The 16069-nt window shown below is 65.5% G+C and carries 14 protein-coding genes; 6 read left to right on the top strand and 8 right to left on the bottom strand.

Features of this window, described 5'->3' with window-relative positions; translation table 11 throughout:
- Positions 1–28: 28 nt before the first annotated feature.
- From EP7_RS02050 to EP7_RS02030, 5 genes are all read right to left on the bottom strand, one after another.
- Positions 29–1942 (bottom strand): DUF1549 domain-containing protein, encoded by a 1914-nt coding sequence (locus EP7_RS02050; RefSeq protein WP_463525907.1) that lies wholly within the window; start codon positions 1940–1942, stop codon positions 29–31.
- Positions 1943–2094: 152 nt separating this feature from the next.
- Positions 2095–2415 (bottom strand): TMEM14 family protein, encoded by a 321-nt coding sequence (locus tag EP7_RS02045; RefSeq protein WP_463525906.1) that lies wholly within the window; start codon positions 2413–2415, stop codon positions 2095–2097.
- 229 nt (positions 2416–2644) lie between these two features.
- Positions 2645–3787: a hypothetical protein gene (locus tag EP7_RS02040; protein ID WP_463525905.1), complete on the bottom strand. Its 1143-nt coding sequence runs from the start codon at positions 3785–3787 to the stop codon at positions 2645–2647.
- A gap of 213 nt (positions 3788–4000) precedes the next feature.
- Positions 4001–4330 (bottom strand): hypothetical protein, encoded by a 330-nt coding sequence (locus EP7_RS02035; protein ID WP_463525904.1) that lies wholly within the window; start codon positions 4328–4330, stop codon positions 4001–4003.
- A gap of 571 nt (positions 4331–4901) precedes the next feature.
- Positions 4902–5966 carry an NHL repeat-containing protein gene (locus tag EP7_RS02030; RefSeq protein ID WP_463525903.1) on the bottom strand — a complete coding sequence of 355 codons (1065 nt, stop codon included), beginning with the start codon at positions 5964–5966 and terminating at the stop codon, positions 4902–4904.
- A gap of 532 nt (positions 5967–6498) precedes the next feature.
- Between EP7_RS02030 and EP7_RS02025 the strand changes: the two genes are divergently transcribed.
- The 6 genes from EP7_RS02025 to EP7_RS02000 all read left to right on the top strand — a co-directional run bounded on the left by EP7_RS02025 (position 6499) and on the right by EP7_RS02000 (position 11625).
- A complete protein-coding gene (locus EP7_RS02025) occupies positions 6499–7209 on the top strand; it encodes a hypothetical protein (RefSeq protein WP_463525902.1) in 711 nt (236 codons plus the stop codon).
- Positions 7210–7564: 355 nt separating this feature from the next.
- Positions 7565–8110: a hypothetical protein gene (locus EP7_RS02020; RefSeq protein WP_463525901.1), complete on the top strand. Its 546-nt coding sequence runs from the start codon at positions 7565–7567 to the stop codon at positions 8108–8110.
- 237 nt (positions 8111–8347) lie between these two features.
- Positions 8348–8878: a HEAT repeat domain-containing protein gene (locus tag EP7_RS02015; RefSeq protein ID WP_463525900.1), complete on the top strand. Its 531-nt coding sequence runs from the start codon at positions 8348–8350 to the stop codon at positions 8876–8878.
- Between the two features lie 206 nt (positions 8879–9084).
- Positions 9085–9414, top strand: a complete 330-nt coding sequence (locus EP7_RS02010; RefSeq protein WP_463525899.1) for an ArsR/SmtB family transcription factor — start codon at positions 9085–9087, stop codon at positions 9412–9414.
- On the top strand, positions 9407–9868 hold the full coding sequence (locus EP7_RS02005) for an SRPBCC family protein (protein ID WP_463525897.1): 462 nt from the start codon (positions 9407–9409) through the stop codon (positions 9866–9868). The genes EP7_RS02010 and EP7_RS02005 overlap by 8 nt, the downstream gene beginning before the upstream one ends.
- A gap of 317 nt (positions 9869–10185) precedes the next feature.
- Positions 10186–11625: a GntP family permease gene (locus EP7_RS02000; protein ID WP_463525896.1), complete on the top strand. Its 1440-nt coding sequence runs from the start codon at positions 10186–10188 to the stop codon at positions 11623–11625.
- A gap of 50 nt (positions 11626–11675) precedes the next feature.
- On the opposite strand, the gene EP7_RS01995 is transcribed toward EP7_RS02000, so the two are convergent.
- The 3 genes from EP7_RS01995 to EP7_RS01985 all read right to left on the bottom strand — a co-directional run bounded on the left by EP7_RS01995 (position 11676) and on the right by EP7_RS01985 (position 16013).
- On the bottom strand, positions 11676–13313 hold the full coding sequence (locus EP7_RS01995) for a hypothetical protein (protein WP_463525895.1): 1638 nt from the start codon (positions 13311–13313) through the stop codon (positions 11676–11678).
- A 140-nt stretch (positions 13314–13453) separates the two neighbouring features.
- Positions 13454–14710, bottom strand: a complete 1257-nt coding sequence (locus tag EP7_RS01990) for a hypothetical protein (protein ID WP_463525894.1) — start codon at positions 14708–14710, stop codon at positions 13454–13456.
- A gap of 172 nt (positions 14711–14882) precedes the next feature.
- Positions 14883–16013, bottom strand: coding sequence for a hypothetical protein (locus EP7_RS01985; RefSeq protein ID WP_463525893.1), 1131 nt, complete (start codon positions 16011–16013; stop codon positions 14883–14885).
- Positions 16014–16069 lie beyond the last annotated feature (56 nt).

The following is a 16069-nucleotide window of genomic DNA, read 5'->3' as shown; positions in this document are numbered from 1 at the left end:
CCTTAATTGGAAGGTCGTCGAGCGGGTTTCAGCGTCGGCTGAGGAATTCGGTGGAGTTGAGCAGCGCCCAGAAGAGGTCTTCGAAGGCCTCGGGCAGGTTGCCGCCGGTCTGGGACAGGTAGCGGTCGAAGATCTTGGCTTCGTCGGCGGTGGGCCGGCGGGCCAGCACCCGCAGGTAGAGCCGGTCGAGCGCGGCGTGCGGGGTGGGCGAGCCGTCCAGGATCTCGCCCAGGACGCTGCCCCCCTTGGCGGTCGTCTTGCGGTAAGCGATCCCCTTGTTGACCATCGGCCCGTTCATCAGCACGAGGGCCTGCGGGATGGTGCCGACGACCTCGTCGGGCGGGGTGGAGGGGTCTTCGCCGAAGGTGACATTAAACAGGGCACGCGCGGGGTCTCCGCCCAGCCTGGCCCCCTTGGCCTGCCCCTTGCCCCCCTTCATCTCGGCGTTGGCGGCCTGCTTGAAGGCGCGGCTGGTGGTGTCAATTCCCAGGACCTGGGCCAGCGAGTCGAAGATCTGGTCGGACCGGAGCCGGCTGGTGCAGTTGGCGGCGAACGTCGTGCGGCCGGCCTCGCTGGCGGTGGACCTGATCCGGCGCTGGTAGGCCTTGGTCTCCATCAGGGTGCGGAAGAGCCACTTCACGTCGTAGCCCCCCCCTTGCCATTCGGAGGCGAGGCGGTCGAGCACGTCGCCGGCCTTCATCTTGCGGCCGGGGCCCATGTCGTCGACCGGCATGCAGAACCCCTCGCCCATCAGGATGGCCCAGACCCGGTTGACGTAGGCGCGGGCGAACCAGGGGTTGTCCTGGCCGGTCACGTAGCTGGCGGCCAGCACCCTGCGGTCGTGGGCCTTCAGGTTGCCCGGGACCGCTTGCTCCGAGGAGGCCAGGAAGAACTTGGGCTTCACCGGGATCAGCTTGGTGGGCTCGGCCAGGTCGGGCATGGTGTAGCGCGGGACGCCGGGCTGGGAGATCACCTCGAAGACGGCGGGCTTCTCCTGCGGCTTGGTGGCGCGCCTGGCCTTGGTGCCGGCGAAGAAGGCGGCGAACTCGTGGAACTGCTCGCGCTTCCAGGGGTCGGTCCGGTGGTCGTGGCACTGGGCGCACTGGATCTGCACGCCCATGAAGACGCGGGAGACCTCGCCGGCAAGCTCGATCGGGTCGGCGTTCTCGGCCAGGATGAACGAGGCGGCCCCTTCTTCGTCTACCCGCCCGGTGGAGGTGATCATCCGGCCGACGATCTCGTCCCAGGGGGTCCCGCCGTTGAGCTGGCCCGCCAGCCAGGTCTCGAACTCGTCGTACCGCACCCGGCCCGCGTTGGCCTGCGGGGCCCTGGACCGGATGACGTCGCGCCAGAACCGCGCCCAGTTCTCGCCGAACCCCTTGCTGGAGAGGAGGCCGGCGATCAGGTCATCGCGCCTGGAGCCGGGGCGGTCGTGCATGAACGACTCGACCTGCGCGGGGGTCGGCAGCTTGCCGACGAGGTCGAGATAGGCCCTGCGCACGAACTCGATGTCCGAGGTCGGCTCGGCCGGCTTGACCTTCGAGCCCGCCAGCGAGGCCTCCAGCATCGCGTCGATCTGCGCGGCATCGATCCGCGGCTTGGTCACGACCCGGGGGGGCCGGCCGGCCAGGGGATCGGCGGCCGGCTCGTCCTTCGCGCCGTCCTGATCCTTGTCCTTGTTCGCCTCGGCCTTGGCCTTGGCCCGCTTGGCCTTCCTCGCCGCTTTCTTGGCCTCGTCCAGACCCTTGGGGACGACGCCTTTCTTGGCAGCAAGCTTCGGCTTGGGGGTGTCGGCCGAGGCGTCGGCGGCGGGCATGGCGCCTACATCGGCCTTCAGCGGGGGGGTGGTTTCGTCGGCGGGTGCCGGGGCCATCGCCGAGGCGAGGACCGCCGCCAGCATCGCCGCCCCCGCCCAGCCTTTGGTGCGTCCGCGATGAGTCATGGCCAGGGCCCTTCTTCCTCGGTCGCCTCGACCGGCCGGGCGTGCGTCGCCCGGCCGCCTCTCCAGTTCATGAAACCCGCCCCACGCCGCAAGGTTTCGCGGCCCCTCACCTTTGAACGTCGAGAATCCGCAATCCAGGGTGTCAGGCCGTCTTACAGGATCGCCAGCAGCAGGATCAAGAGTTCCACGAGGCTGAGCCCCAGCAGCAGGCCGCTGGGCATGAATTTCTTCGTCTTGGCCAGGCGGATGGCGAAGATGATGCCCATGGCCCCGGCGACGAACGCCCCGAACTTCAGGCCGAGCACCCCGTTATCCGTGACCGTCCCGGCGCCGATGAACGCCAGGACCCCGGCGATCAGGCCTGCCCGCAGCGAGGCCGTGCTGCCCGCCTTGCGGAACCCGATGTAGCCTCCGACCGCCAGGAGCAGGCCATAGATCGCCAGCGACAACTGCGCCACGTGATGCGAGATCATCGAACACCCTCGAACGCCGCCGGGCCTAACGACCGCGAGCGTCAACCGACGCCCGCCCATGCCGCCCCCGCGCGGAAGCCCCTGACTGTAGGAAGCCTAGCACCCCGCGTCAAACATCTGGGGTGTTTGGGCCGAAGAACCCTGCCAAACGCGCAAGCCCGCACGGCCGGCCGACGACGTCCCCACCACCGCACCGATCTTCCCGGACAACCCGCCAGTCCAAACCCGCTCAACCGACGCAACTTGCGACCAGACCCGCGCCGGCGCGGGCCGCGCGACGCGCCCGGCGATTCAACGCCGTGTGCCCCTGGTGCGCAACGAACGTCCGGCCGGACGCAACCGGCTGCGAAGCCCCGACCGCACGCGGAAGCGAGTCGGAAAGCCGAGCCTGGAGCGTCGGAGTGGGCACCCCCGATTCGGCAAGATGGCTTCGTTCCGCGCCTGGGGCCGGGGTAGTCGGCATCGGGCGAGGGGTCGGGAAATTCGGGACGGCGGCCGGGTTTGGGCCTTTCCAGGCGGGCGGGTCGAAGTCGCGCTTGCCGAAGCCGTGATCGTCGGGCCGCGTCTTGTCGCCCCGGTGCATCAGGTCGAGCGCCCATTTCAACCGACGCAGGCTGGCCGTCTCATACCGGCGCAAAAGCACCAGCGTCGGATCATCCACGGTGATCAACCCCTGGGAGGCGGCCTCGCGATGATCGTCCTCGATCTCGTCGAGCGTCGACTCCTTGCGGGCGTGCAGCCGGACGAGCTGATCCTCGACGAGCGCCCGCCGATGGATCGCCACCTCGCACCCGTCATGAGGGTCGATCTGCGTGGGCAATTCGCGAAGCTCGGCCGCGACACCCAGAAGGTCGAGGGCCAGCCCCGCCTGCTCGTCGGTCCAGCTCCCGTTCTTGGCCAGTGCATGCCCCAGCATCCGCCAGCGGTCGATCATCCAGTCGCAGCCCGGAGCCGTCGTCCTGAGCCGCGCCGCCGTCTCGGCCGGCCGAGACGATAGCCCCCGCGCCAGCTTCTCAATCTCGGCCTGGCGTTCATCCCCCCAGCAATCGACGGCCCGCCGGGCCCTGAAGTCCCGAGCCAACCGCTCCTCGATCCGGCACCGTTCAATCCGCACGCTCTCCACCGCGATCGTCTCGACCAGCCCCAGCTCGAACGCATTGGCCGGTCGCAGCGACGACATCCACTGCTCGGCCCGCTCGCAGGCCGCCTTCGTCTCATCCGCGGGCAGCACCACCCCGTTGCCCGCCAGCCCATGAAGAAGGCTATTCCGCCTCGACTTATCCTTCCCCTCGACCGTCTTCGGCCCCGTGCTCTTGAGCGCATTGAGCCGATTAGCTTCGATCCGCTTCTGACTGACGTCCAGTTTGCCCATTGGTGCTGCGTCGCTTCCCTTGGGTGAGAATTCAAAGATGCCGCCGACGTTGGCGAAGGGACAACGGCGCGGCATCGCGCCATCGGTCCCTCTATTGGAGATAATCTGAAAATGCGCGAGTTTCCTCCCTAGAAAGTTGGGGAAGTTGCGCGGATTCTCGAAATATTTGCGAGTGCGCATACTGAGGCAGGCCACCTTCACCGCAGTGCGAGGTCATACGTCGGATGCTGACACGATCGCGAGCCGCGCCGCCTCGCTCCCCAGGGCCTTCGCCAGCCGCAAGGCGAAGCCAGGTAGTTCGCTCTCCGCGGTGAGGATGACCTGGTAGTTGACCCCACTAGGGCAGCCCGGTATCCAAGTCTCGACCGTGCGGTAGTCCCTCGCCTTAGTGACGTTCAGGCGCAGGCCCCGGCCCTCTGACCAGGCGTATCGCCAGGTGCCGTGGCTGTCATATTCGAACGGTGGCAAATCGAACGCGGCGCTCAGCGCCTCGCAGACACTTTCCAGTGTGGCCTCGGACCTCGCTGCGAAATATGCGTTCACCGATTACACCTCGCCCCTATCCCACTGGCACCGGCCTGGTGGAGGATGCGAGGATGGCATCGCGACCGGCTCCGCGTTCGAGATGTCTGGCAGGAATGGTAACCACCATCGTTCTGCTCGGGCAGGCCTTTGTCCATTGGAGATGGTTAAGCGGCAAACAACACTGGGGAGATCCGCTGTGGGAGAGAACTCGGGGACCTTTTCACTTTTTGGGGCACGAACAACTGAGCGGGGATGGGCCGCGACGCACGAAGAGGGGGGCCTGGCGATTCGCCGTGGAGATGCGTGCCTCCGTCTTCGGCACGACGGCGAGCGATTAGCATTAGAGATTACGCATGGGTTCGACGGTCACGTGAGCTGGCTAGGTCTCTGGGCAGAGTCGAGCCCTGGATCGATGTTCGACGCCGTGAAAGGGGGCTCTCTGACCGAGGCAATCGACTATGGCCTGGAGCTCATGGGAGCCGGCGACGATCTCAGATGAGCGGATGCTGGGACATGACTACTGGCGAGTCACATGCACAGAATCGCGGAACCGGAATTTCGCGAGGCTCGCAGGTTCAGTTGTCTCCCGTTACTCAACGGCAAATTTCTGGATGCGGTGATTGAAGGCGTCCACGACAAAGAGGTGGCCGTGGCTGTCGAAGGCCAACCCGTGGGGGGCTAAAAATTCACCGGGTTTGGTCCCTTCCGATCCGAAGCCGCCCAGGTACTCGCCTTCGGTGGTGAACCTCTGAATGCGACCGCAGACGGCGCTAACCCAGACCCGGTCGTGCTTGTCGACACAGAGGGCAACCGGCCCCTGGAGGGTCACCTTGCCGCGTCCGAAGCCGCTGAAGGTGCCGCCGAAGCTTCCCGGCTTGACCTCGTTGTCCCCCCAGGCCAGCAGGAACTTGCCCTCCGGCGTGAACTTCTGCACCCGGCCCTCCGAGCCTTCCGTGGTGTAGACGTTCCCCGTGCTGTCGAAGGCCAGGAACTGCGGCCCGCCCACCCGCGACCGGATCGAGACCTTGCCACCGAACTGGCCCGGTTTGCTCCCGTGCTCACCCCACTTGAACAGGAACTTCCCCTCGCCATCGAACACCTGGACGCGGCGGTTGGTCTGATCGGCGACGTAAACCCGACCATCCTGTCCGAGAGCAAGGCCACCCGGGCAGTCGAACTCGCCGTCGTTGCTGCCGGTCCGGCCCCATTGCCTTAGCAGCTTGCCGGCCGGGTCGTAAACCGAGACCCGATCCGTGGTCCGTTCCTCCCGCTTCCGCTCCGCAAAGTGCGAGAGGTAAAGGTCGCCCGAGCGACTGATCGCGATCCCGCCCGGATTGGGCAGCACGGGGAGGACGGCCAGGAGCTTACCGTCCACGGAGAACTTCTGGATGCGGTCGTTGTAGAAGTCGGCGACGAAGACTTCGTCGGCGGCGTTGATGGCAATCCCAATCGGGAAGTGGAACTCGCCGGGTTCCGAGCCTTCCTCGCCCCATTCCCCCAGGAAGCGCGAGACGACGGCTTTTGCCTCTCCGCCTGGCCCACCGGCGCGGTGTTCGGGACGTTGATCGGTGGGTGGAGCGGGCCTCTCCGGTTGGGCCGTCGCGACCGAGGCGAGCAGGCAGAGGACTGGCAAGTAGACGCACACCTTGCACATACCATCCCTCCGTTTTGCAACCATCTCGTTCACTCGAAGGTCAATCGCGACGCCGTAGCTTCGGAAAACGGAGCCAGCGATAACATCCTCGCACCCGCTCCCCGCCCCGTGCCAGTGGTTTACGCGGCTCGCCACCACACTCGACCGCCGATCCGCCCCCAGGCTCGCCCGGCTGTTCCTCGGCGCCGTCCTGGCCCGCGTCCGGAGGACCGTCACCAGTGGGATGGCAAAATCACATTTGGGCCGGAGGACAGGTCCTTCATGACGGGGTCGAAGTCGCTCCCGTACAGCACGCCCGCCGTGCTGGGGCGACTGTCAGCCGAATGCGGAAAGCCCCGTAAAGTGCAGGAAGCTGAGGGACTGCGACGAAACGACCTCCGCCGGCAGATATCGCGATAGGAACTCGGGAACGGGCCGGGGGCTTTTTCGCATCAGCAGAACAGATATTTTTTGATTCATCGTGCGGCGAAGTTTAAGGTGACGGCTACGTGGCCAAGGATCTCGGAACGCACCGAGTGCAGGAGGGGAGACGATGAAAGCCAGAGTCTTCGGGGGGCTTACCACCATCTTAATTCTTTGGTTCGCGAGCGAGAATGCTCGCGCGGGCCTCATTGTCTTCGATCGGGGCGCGGCCGCCTTCACGACAGATCCGACGGAGGACGGCGGGGGTACGCTCGTGGAGGCCGGGAAAGGCCTGAACGACCTCAGCGACGGGTTCGAGTACGTCAACAGCAAGCTCCGCTACAGCTTCGCTCAGCCTGGTGACTTGAACAAGAAGATCACCATCTCTTGGCAGATTATCAGGTTATTCAGCGTCGTCGACGGGCCCGTCGACGCGTACACCATCGGTGGACTCAAGGGTTCGGTGGCCTCCGGCTCAACCGACCCATTCGGTGCAGTCAACTCGATTGCCCAGGTGACGGACGTCATCGAGTTGCAGAACATCTCGCGGGCCACCCCCATCGTGCGAGGTCCCCTGTTGCCCGCCAAGTTCGACTTCGCGAACGGGCCCGTCTCGTCGAACACCTTCACGATGGCAGCCGGGCTTTACGCACTCCGGCAACGCGGCACGATCGAGTTCACCCCGACCGACCCCAACGGGACAACCGTGGAATTCTCGATCGGGAGTTTCGACTCGCACGTGCGAGCCATCCCGGAACCCGGAACCCTGACGCTGTGCGGCACCGCCTCGGTCCTCGCCCTCGGCTACCGCCAACTCCGCCGGCGCCGACCCGGTCAGTAGACTGCCTCGATACGGTCCAATCGGTCGACTCCGGCATCGCCAACGGAACCGATGTGCCTCGACCGTGCCGGAGTCGAAGTCGCTCCCGAATAGCGAGCCTGCCGCGCTGGGGCGATGTCATCCGAATGCAGTAGGTCCCGGAATGTGCGGGACAAGGCTTGTGGGATTTTGTTATCGATCCGCCCCGTTCAGGGCGCCAATCGCATGAAAGGCCAATCGAGCCGGACGAATGACTGGCAAGGCGTGCACGGCGATTGCAAGGATGTCACGAGTGAGGTAGGTCTTCTCAACTGACTCGAACGCGTGACCATCGCGATCGCCACGTTCCTCGCCGACTCCTCTGGCGGATCAGCTCATGGCACGCCTCCTTTTTACCGTCGAAGACACGTTCGAAATCCGTAACCGCGGCCTGGTACTCGTCCCCGGCATCATACCGGAGGGTGACGAGCGATTTCGGATCGGGGCCCCGATCACCCTGCTGAGACCGGATGGTTCTTCACTCGACGCACAGATTGGTGGCATTGATATGTTCAGTCCAATCCCCAAGGTGAATTGGTCATCCTGCTCAAAGGGTTCACAAAGAGTGATGTTCCCGTTGGGACCAAGGTGTGGTCGGTCGATGCCTGACTTCACACGGCAACAGTGCCGATTGGATCAGCACATTGCCTGCCCCTCATCATCCGGAGTCTGCGGAATGCCGGAATCAACGCCGATGGACGATCAATCCCGCTCCGAGGTCATTCAACCTGCCGACGATGTTTACGCCTGGATTGAGGATGGAACATCGATCCATCTCAAGGCCGTCACAAAATTCGGAGATCCCGTCGAGTTGAACGCCGACCAGGTGAGGGACATCGCCAACGCATTGCTGGATTTGGCATCGCAACTCGAGTCTTGTTGATCATTTGCCATTCGCGGATATCGACGCCAATCGCTGCAATCTCCACGAACACACACCGATCGGAATATTCTTGCACATTACTATTATTGTGGGTTTCTTCATGACATTTCCATCATTCCGCGACCACCCCGACCCGATCGGCTCCGGCGTGGTCAAACCATCAAACGACGTCCGTAAGGGGCCTGGCCTGGCGAGGGGTTTCATCGACTCAGCCCTCTGTCATGGCGGCAAGGGAACATGAATCGATCAGGACAATTCCGATCCGATTTGGACTCGGACGACCCGGCGGTCGTGACCGAGGCTGCGTTCCAGCTCGCGGATGCGGGATGCCGGGAGGCTGTGCCGCAGCTCCTCAGCATCCTCGATCGCGGCGACCTGAGGACGAACAACGGCGTGGCCTATGCGCTGGGCGAGTTGAAGGTTCAGGAGGCGAAGCCGAGGCTCATCGAGCTGCTCAGGGACCCTAAGACCTTGGGAAACAGGGGGAGCCTGATGTATGGCCTGATGTGCCTCGATTGCAGCGACGACTTCGCCGAGATCCTGCCATTCATGTTCGACGATGCGTTCGAGGTCAGGGCGAAGGTGCTCGTCATCCTGGAAGCGATCGTCCCGACTCAAGTCGAGGCGACGCTCGAAGCCGGAGTTCGCCTCCTCGAAACGACCGCGGAAACGATCCCCATCGAGAGTGAGATCCACGCGGATCTTGACGAGCTTCTCGATCTCATCGATGCGGAGCTTGACGGGCGACCTTCGACGACCGCGGATTGAAATCCTCGCGTCTGCCTCGCGGGTTGACGGGGAATGGCTGTCTCGGTGAGGTCAAGCACCTCGTGGCCCTCGAACTCGCTCCCATGGTGGAAGGGCCGGCCGGGCGAACGGCCGAATCTCGGCGGACTTCGAGGTTCACCAGATCCGGAAGCTCCCGGGATCGATTGCCGGCTTGACAGGCAACCATTTGGTTGCATAATCGGGCGATGGACGTGGAACTCGACAGGGTGTTCAGGGCGCTGGCGGATGCGGGGCGGCGTCAGTTGCTCGACCGCTTGCACGCGGAGAACGGGCAGACGCTGGGTCAGCTCTGTGCCCGCATGAACATGACACGACAGGCCGTGACGAAGCACCTCAAGCTGCTCGAGGAAGCGTCGCTGGTGGTGCCGATCTGGCGAGGCCGGGAGAAGGTGCATTACCTCAACCCCGTGCCGATCCACGAGATCTCCGAGCGCTGGATCGGCAAATTCGAGCGAGGGCGGCTCCGCGCGCTCGCCGAGCTCAAGAGCAAGCTGGAAGGAGACTCCGATGGATGAATCGAAATTCGCGTACGTGACCTACATCCGCACGACGCCGGAGAAGCTCTGGCGGGCGCTGCTGGAGCCCGAGTTCACCCGGCAATTTTGGTGCGAGACCTGGCAAGATTGCGAATGGAAGCCGGGCGCATCGTGGCAGTTGAAGGGTCCCGACGGGCGGGTTGCCGACAGCGGCGAGATCCTCGAGATCGAGCCGGAGCGGAAGCTCGTCCTGACCTGGCGGCATGAGCTCTCGCCCGAGGTGCAGGTGGAGGGATATTCCAGGATGACCTACGAACTCGAGAAGGTGGGCGAGTCGGTCAAGCTCACCCTCTCCCATGAAATCGACAGGCCCGACTCGAAGCTCATCGAGGGGGTGTCGGGCGGATGGCCGCATATCCTCGCGAGCTTGAAGAGCCTGCTGGAGACGGGGGAGTCGCTGGCGGAGACCCGCCATTGGCCGAAGGGGATGTGAGCCGACGAGGGCCGGGCCGGGATGCACTCCCGGCCCGGCCCTCGTCGAGCGACCGTCGTCGCGCATCGATCGCAGCCCACATGATACGACCGCTATTGTCCATATATATTTTATCATTATCATATTATTTAGATCGATAATTCTGACCAATCGATCGCGTCCATCGGGGGGCCGCTCGACTTTCCGAGATGAGCCCGCTTCGAGAGTTTTCGTTGGACATGGGAAGCCGGACGATGTGCGATGTGGCACCGGAAGTTCCGGGCGAAGTGATGGATCCCCATCCGAAAAATGACGGCTCGGTGAAGAAAGGTCGCTCCATGGGGCTCCTCGGAATCTTGCTCTCGCTTTCCCTGCTGATGTGGTTGGCGTTCCGAGGGTGGAGCGTGTTGCTGGTGGCCCCATCCGCGGCGATCCTGGCCGCGGCGATGTCCGGCGAGCCGATCCTCGCGCATTGGACGCAGACGTTCATGGGCGGGACCTCGCGATTCGTCGCCCAATGGTTCCCGCTGTTCTTGCTCGGTGGATTGTTCGGCAAACTCATGGACGACAGCGGATCGATCTCCTCGGTTGCGGGGTTCCTGATCGAACGGTTGGGGACGCGCAGGGCGATGCTCTCGGTCGTCCTCGCATCGGCGGTGGTGACGTATGGTGGCGTCAGCGTCTTTGTCGCCTTCTTCGTCCTGGTGCCCATGGCGCAGAAGATCTTCCGGGCCGCGGATATCCCTCGCCGATTGATGCCGGCCACGATCTGCCTCGGCGCGTTCACGTTCACGATGTCGGCCCTGCCGGGTTCGCCGTCGATCAATAATGCGATCCCCATGCCTTACTTCGGCACCACGCCGTTCGCGGCCCCCGGGCTTGGCATCATCGCGTCGATCGTCACGATGGCGTTCGGCATGTGGTGGCTCGGCCGTGCCGAGAAGGCCGCGAGGAAGGCCGGCGAAGGTTACGGCTCGGACGCAGCACCCGTCATCGACGAGAAGATTCGCGAGCATGCGACGGCCGTGGGCGAATTCGATCCGGCCGAGGTCCTCCATGGCAAGCGGGGAGATCGCGAGCCTTCGTTCCTCGTGGCCATCGTGCCGCTGGTCCTCGTGATCTTCACGAATTTCCTGATGTCGCTGGTGGTGCTGCCTCGCCTCAATACGTCGTACTTGGCCGAGGAAGCGTGGGGCGGGACCACGATCGGGGCCGTCGCCGGCACGTGGTCGGTCGCCGTGGCTCTCCTGGCCGGCGCCCTTGCGGTCGTCGCGCTCAACTACGCTCGCCTCCCCTCGTTGCGAGAGAGCATGGACGCGGGGGCGAACTCCGCGGTCTTGCCCGCGCTCACGGTCGGCAGCCTCGTGGGATTCGGGGCCGTGGTCGCGGCCATGCCCGCGTTCGCCGCGGTTCGAGACGCGTTGCTCTCGATCAAAGGGGGGCCGCTGATCTCGCTCACGGTCTCGATGAACGTGCTGGCGGGGATGACCGGCTCGGCCTCCGGCGGCATGGCGATTGCGCTCGATTCTCTCGGCGAGAGCTACATGAAGCTCGCCGTTGAACACGGGATTTCCCCGTCGCTGATGCACCGCGTGGCCACGATCGGCTCCGGCACGCTCGACGCGTTGCCCCACAACGGCACGGTCCTGACCGTGCTCCAGGTGAGCAGGCTCAGCCACAAAGAGAGCTATTTCGATATGGTAATGACGGTCGTCGTGAGCGTGATCATCGCGCTCGTCGTCACCATCGTGCTCGGGTCCATGTTTGGGTCGTTCTGACGGCGAGACCGGCGGTGCGACGAAACGGCGCATGCCCGGGGTGTGCGTCCTCATTCCGTCCCGCCGAGGACGTCGATCTTGACCAGTCGATAGCGGCCGTCGGTGGTGCGTTCGACTTCGCGGAGACTGACGCCGGGCTGGGCGGCGAGGGCGGCGGATTGGGCGAGATCGGCGCGTTTCGGGTCTTCGTTCTCGGCTCGGAGGAGGAGGTAGAGGGGGCGGTTGGGGACGAGGTTTCGCCAGAGGTTGAAGCGCCGAAGGTCGCCGTAATGATCGTCGAGGAAGGACTCGTCCTCGATGAGAGGGATGACGGTTCGGCCGGTGTGGAGGTGAATCATCTCGGGCCAGACCCCGGCGATAACGGCGTCTGGCTCGGTCTTGCGGCGGATCAGTTCGAGGGCGTGGCCCAGGCTGACCCGGTTGCTGGAGCCGGGCCACTGGCGCCCCGAGGCATGAAACAGAGCGGCGGATCGGAGGACGACGGTGGCGTTGCCCGCGAGGACCGCGACGAGTCCCGCGGCGGCCAGGACGCGGGCGTATCGAGGGGCGAGGCCGAGGTGGCGAGCGATGGTGGCGAGGCCCCGGACGAAGGCCAGGATGAGCGGGGGGATGAGGGCGAGGAGGAAGCGGTCGAGGATTCCGCCCCAGGGCCAGACCAGGAAGATGGCCATCGTGCCGGTCGCGTGGATCCAGGCGGGCCGGTCGACAAGGCGACTCGACCTTGCCAGCGAGATGAGGCCGATTGCGACGATGGCGGAGAGGGCGACGCGGAACGTGGTGGCGAGCCGTGGATGGGCGGACATCGCGCCGATGATCGGTGTGATGAAGGTGGTGGGCGAGGCGAGGACCCGGGCGGGGAAGTCGAGGGTCATGGCGGCGGCGTTGGATGCGATGATCTTCAGGCCCGCGCCGGGCGACGACCAGCCGGCCTTCATCTCCAGCAAGTAGCTGTTGGAGGGGACGACCCGCGGGTGAAGCCCTGCATAGTACGTGGCCGGGACGACGGACAGGGCCAGGCCGGCGAGGCACGCGGCGAGCGAGGGGCGTTTCTTGGGACCGACCAGCGCGGCGACGAGGGCCGCAAGGGCGAGTGTGATGCCGTTGCTGCGCAGGAGGATGCCGAAGCCGGCGATGAGGCCGTCGGCGAAGGCCCTGCGGGAGGCCCCCGTTGCGGGACTTTTGTCCCGCCCCGCCCAGCGAGCCATGAGGACGAACGCGACCCCGGCGAAGGGGAGGTCGGCGAAGATGGTGATGGCCCCTCCGATCAACACGACGTGATGATAGGCGGACGCCAGGACGATGCCGCAGGCCATGGCCGGGTGGACGCCGACCCTGCGCAGCCAGGTATAAGAGCCCAGGAAGAAGACCCAGGCGCCGGCCAGGACCAGGGTGCGGGCGATGACGATCTCACGCGCCAGGGTGGACGGCGCGGGGTCAAGGCGAAGGGCGACGGCGATGACCGCGGGCAGGCCGATCGGGTACTTGGGCGGGGGCTCGCCGGGGCGGCTGGGCAGGCCGAAGCCGAGTCCGTCACGGAGCGAGCGGGCTGCGGTGAGGTAGAGGCCGTCGTCGTGGAAGACGCCGAGGTGGCCGTTATCCAGGCCTGCGGCGAGGGCCGTCCAGAGGATCAGGCCGAGGAGGAGGACTGATGGCCAGATCCAGGCTTTTTTATGATTCAGAAATACCAATGGAATTCTCGATGCGTGGCTTGAACCCGGCCGGATCGGGACGAGTTGGCGTCGTCGGGCCCCCCCGGGGAAACGGGGAAAAGCACCGACGCGTTGACCCGTTGCCGACCCCCGTTTTCCCCGCTTCGCAGCGGATCGCGTCATTTATCGGGGCGGGGTGACTTCTCGATGAGGCCGAGGGATTGCTCGATGAGGATCTCGCCGGTCATCTCGCCGAGGGAGGTGCGGGTGATGTAGTCGTAGCGGGGGAAGCTGTTGAAGTCGACCTTGGTGAGGATGTAGCCGAAGGCGTCGTTGGTGAGGCCGAAGAGGAGGTTGTGCGTGCCGCGCATCTTGCGCTTCAGGTAGAACCCAATGTTGGGCAGGGCCTCGCCGGGGATGGTGAGGATCTGGGCGTTGCCGAGATTGACGAGGTTGATGCGTGCGGTGACGGAATGATCATCATTGTGGGGATACTTCAGGGGGGACCCGTCGATGACGGCCCACATGCCCTCGGACTCGACCGGGAAGCGGACGTCGATGGACTGGCAGTTGAGGGTGGGGTCGGGCTGCGCGGGGGCGTCCTTCAGGAGCCGGAGGGCCTCGGAGGCCATGAGGCGGCCGATTCGCTGGCATTCGTCCCAGGAGCGCGACTCGTTCACGAGGTCGGTGGCGCGGTTGTCGGCGGTGACCATCCCGCCCTGGGCGCCGTTCATGAAGAGGGCGATGCCGCCGGCGTCGGCCTCGATGGAATCGGTGAGCGGGCCGACGAGGTCGGGGCTGAGGATGCCGACGTCGTTGCCCAGGACCTCGGGGTGGACGGCGTAGTTGACGAGCGTGGCGACCGCCTTGCCGTCGGCGCCGATGGCCTGGATGACGCTCATGCGTTTGTCATACAGCTCGGGCGCATAGTAGTTGAAGGCGATCTTCCCCTTGGCCTCACCGGTGGCAATTTTCAGGGTCGTGGGCTGAAGCTTGCCGAGGGCCTCATTGACGGCCTTCGCGGCGTTGTCGCAGACGAGGTCGAGGTAGGCTAGGTCGCCGGTGTGGCCCCCCTTGCCGTCGGGGAAGGCGTAGCAGTCGGGCGCGCTGTGGGTGTGGGTGGAACCGATCAGGATGTTGGCGGGCGAGATCCCCTTGACCTTGGCGCGGACGCGGTCGCCGAGGACGGAGGGGAAGCCGAGGAGGTCGAGCGAGACGACGGCCACGGCGACGTCGCCCTTCTTGAAGACGATGGCCCGCGCGGTCAGCTCGCCGCGCTTCTCGCGGGCCGGCTTGGTGGGCCCCATGCCGCCGGAGACGGGCAGCAGCGGGTTGGGCGTGATGACGCGCACGGCCGCGCCGACCTGGATCTCGGCCATGGCGGGGGGAGTGACCCAGAGCGCGAGGAGGGCAAGAAGGGCGGCGCGTCGGTGCATGGTCGGGCGTCTCCGTCATCATCGTTGGGTGTTGCGGGGGGTGACTGTATCGCAAGGGCGGGGCGGCCGACAGGGGCTCTCGCTCGGGCTTCGAAACGCGAATCCCCGGGGCATCCGTGCCGCCGGGGATGGGTCTTGGCTCGATCGACGTGCGTGGGCGCCCGGCCGGTTCTCAGTTGTTGGGCGCGGGCGGGGCGGGAGCGGGGGCGTGGGGGTTGGCCTGGGGGTCGAAGTGGCTGTAGTCCATGCCGGAGAAGAAGTTGGTCACCTTGCTGGGGCTCTGCATGGGGGGCGGGCTGCCGGTCGGGCCCTGGTGCGGGACGCCGGCGCCGTCGCGGAGGGCGACGAGCATGGGATAGAGCTGGTCATAGGCGTTGCCCTGGTCGGACGTCTTCGACGGGCCGAACCGCAGGTTGAAGCTGTGCATGAAGGTGATGAGATGGCCCATCGTGGTCGTCGGCTGGTCGTTGAGGCCCTTCAGGAAGGCGGCGATGTCGGGCGACTGGAGCATCTTGGTCAGGCCGTAGAGGCCCTTCAGGAAGTTGTCGGCCTGCTCGCGGTCGGCCGTCCCGGCCCGGAGCGTCGAGTCAACCTTGGCCTTGAGGGTCTTGATGGCGACACGCAGGTTGGCGAGGGTCTCGGGGGAGACCTGGCCGCCCGGCGTGGCGCTCTCCTCGTGGGCCTTCTGGACCAGGGTGCGGAGGGCCGTGCGGTCGGTCTGGAAGCTGGGGTTGGTGAGCAGGGCGTCGGGCACCCCGCGCGAGGAGAGGTCGTCCAGGCTGATGACGACCATCTGGGGGGCGAACTCGAACTCGATGTTCTTGACCAGGCCGCTGGCCACGGGCTGGGTGGCCCGCTGGCTGACCTGGGTGTAGGCGTCGGGGTTGACCAGCTCGTCGAGCACGACGTTCAGGGCGTCGCCGTTGCGGATGTCGTGGGGCTCGGGGTGGTCGTGGATGCGGCTGTAGATGGTGTCGGTGGACGACTTGGCGTTTGCGACCTTCTCCTTCTGGCGGTTCTCGTAGTTCTGCATGTTGCGCTGCTTGACCGCGTACGTGTACTGGTTGACCTGCATGGCGGTGTTGGCGTTCTGGGCGCGAGCCTGCGAGGTCTGCTCGTTGTACGAGCCGGCGCCGGCGGCGAAGGCGCCCATGCCCGCGGCGTGGCTCCCGCCCACCGTGCCACCGCCCCAACCATTCCACCCCGAATAGCCGCGCGGGTAGTTGTACTGCGCCCGGGCCGGGGCGGCCGACGAGGCGATGGCGAAGGCCAGCAGGCAAGCACATCCGGCGAAGCGGAGCATCGTTGATCCTTTTCAGAGGTGTGGATTCAGCAAGTCTACGGGCGACAGCTGTGACG

This window comes from Isosphaeraceae bacterium EP7 (assembly GCA_038400315.1).
Lineage (GTDB): Bacteria > Planctomycetota > Planctomycetia > Isosphaerales > Isosphaeraceae > EP7.
Note: the sequence above shows the minus strand (reverse complement) of the source record. Positions and strands in the feature narration are given on the sequence as shown.

Bases quoted from the DNA above. Each gene is read 5' to 3' on its own strand.
- EP7_RS01985 (WP_463525893.1), bottom strand. From the start codon at position 16,013: ATGCTCCGCTTCGCCGGATGTGCTTGCCTGCTGGCCTTCGCCATCGCC.
- EP7_RS02025 (WP_463525902.1), top strand. From the start codon at position 6,499: ATGAAAGCCAGAGTCTTCGGGGGGCTTACCACCATCTTAATTCTTTGG.
- EP7_RS02000 (WP_463525896.1), top strand. From the start codon at position 10,186: ATGGGGCTCCTCGGAATCTTGCTCTCGCTTTCCCTGCTGATGTGGTTG.
- EP7_RS02030 (WP_463525903.1), bottom strand. From the start codon at position 5,966: ATGTGCAAGGTGTGCGTCTACTTGCCAGTCCTCTGCCTGCTCGCCTCG.
- EP7_RS02050 (WP_463525907.1), bottom strand. From the start codon at position 1,942: ATGACTCATCGCGGACGCACCAAAGGCTGGGCGGGGGCGGCGATGCTG.
- EP7_RS02015 (WP_463525900.1), top strand. From the start codon at position 8,348: ATGAATCGATCAGGACAATTCCGATCCGATTTGGACTCGGACGACCCG.
- EP7_RS02045 (WP_463525906.1), bottom strand. From the start codon at position 2,415: ATGATCTCGCATCACGTGGCGCAGTTGTCGCTGGCGATCTATGGCCTG.
- EP7_RS02005 (WP_463525897.1), top strand. From the start codon at position 9,407: ATGGATGAATCGAAATTCGCGTACGTGACCTACATCCGCACGACGCCG.
- EP7_RS01990 (WP_463525894.1), bottom strand. From the start codon at position 14,710: ATGCACCGACGCGCCGCCCTTCTTGCCCTCCTCGCGCTCTGGGTCACT.
- EP7_RS02020 (WP_463525901.1), top strand. From the start codon at position 7,565: ATGGCACGCCTCCTTTTTACCGTCGAAGACACGTTCGAAATCCGTAAC.
- EP7_RS02040 (WP_463525905.1), bottom strand. From the start codon at position 3,787: ATGGGCAAACTGGACGTCAGTCAGAAGCGGATCGAAGCTAATCGGCTC.
- EP7_RS02010 (WP_463525899.1), top strand. From the start codon at position 9,085: ATGGACGTGGAACTCGACAGGGTGTTCAGGGCGCTGGCGGATGCGGGG.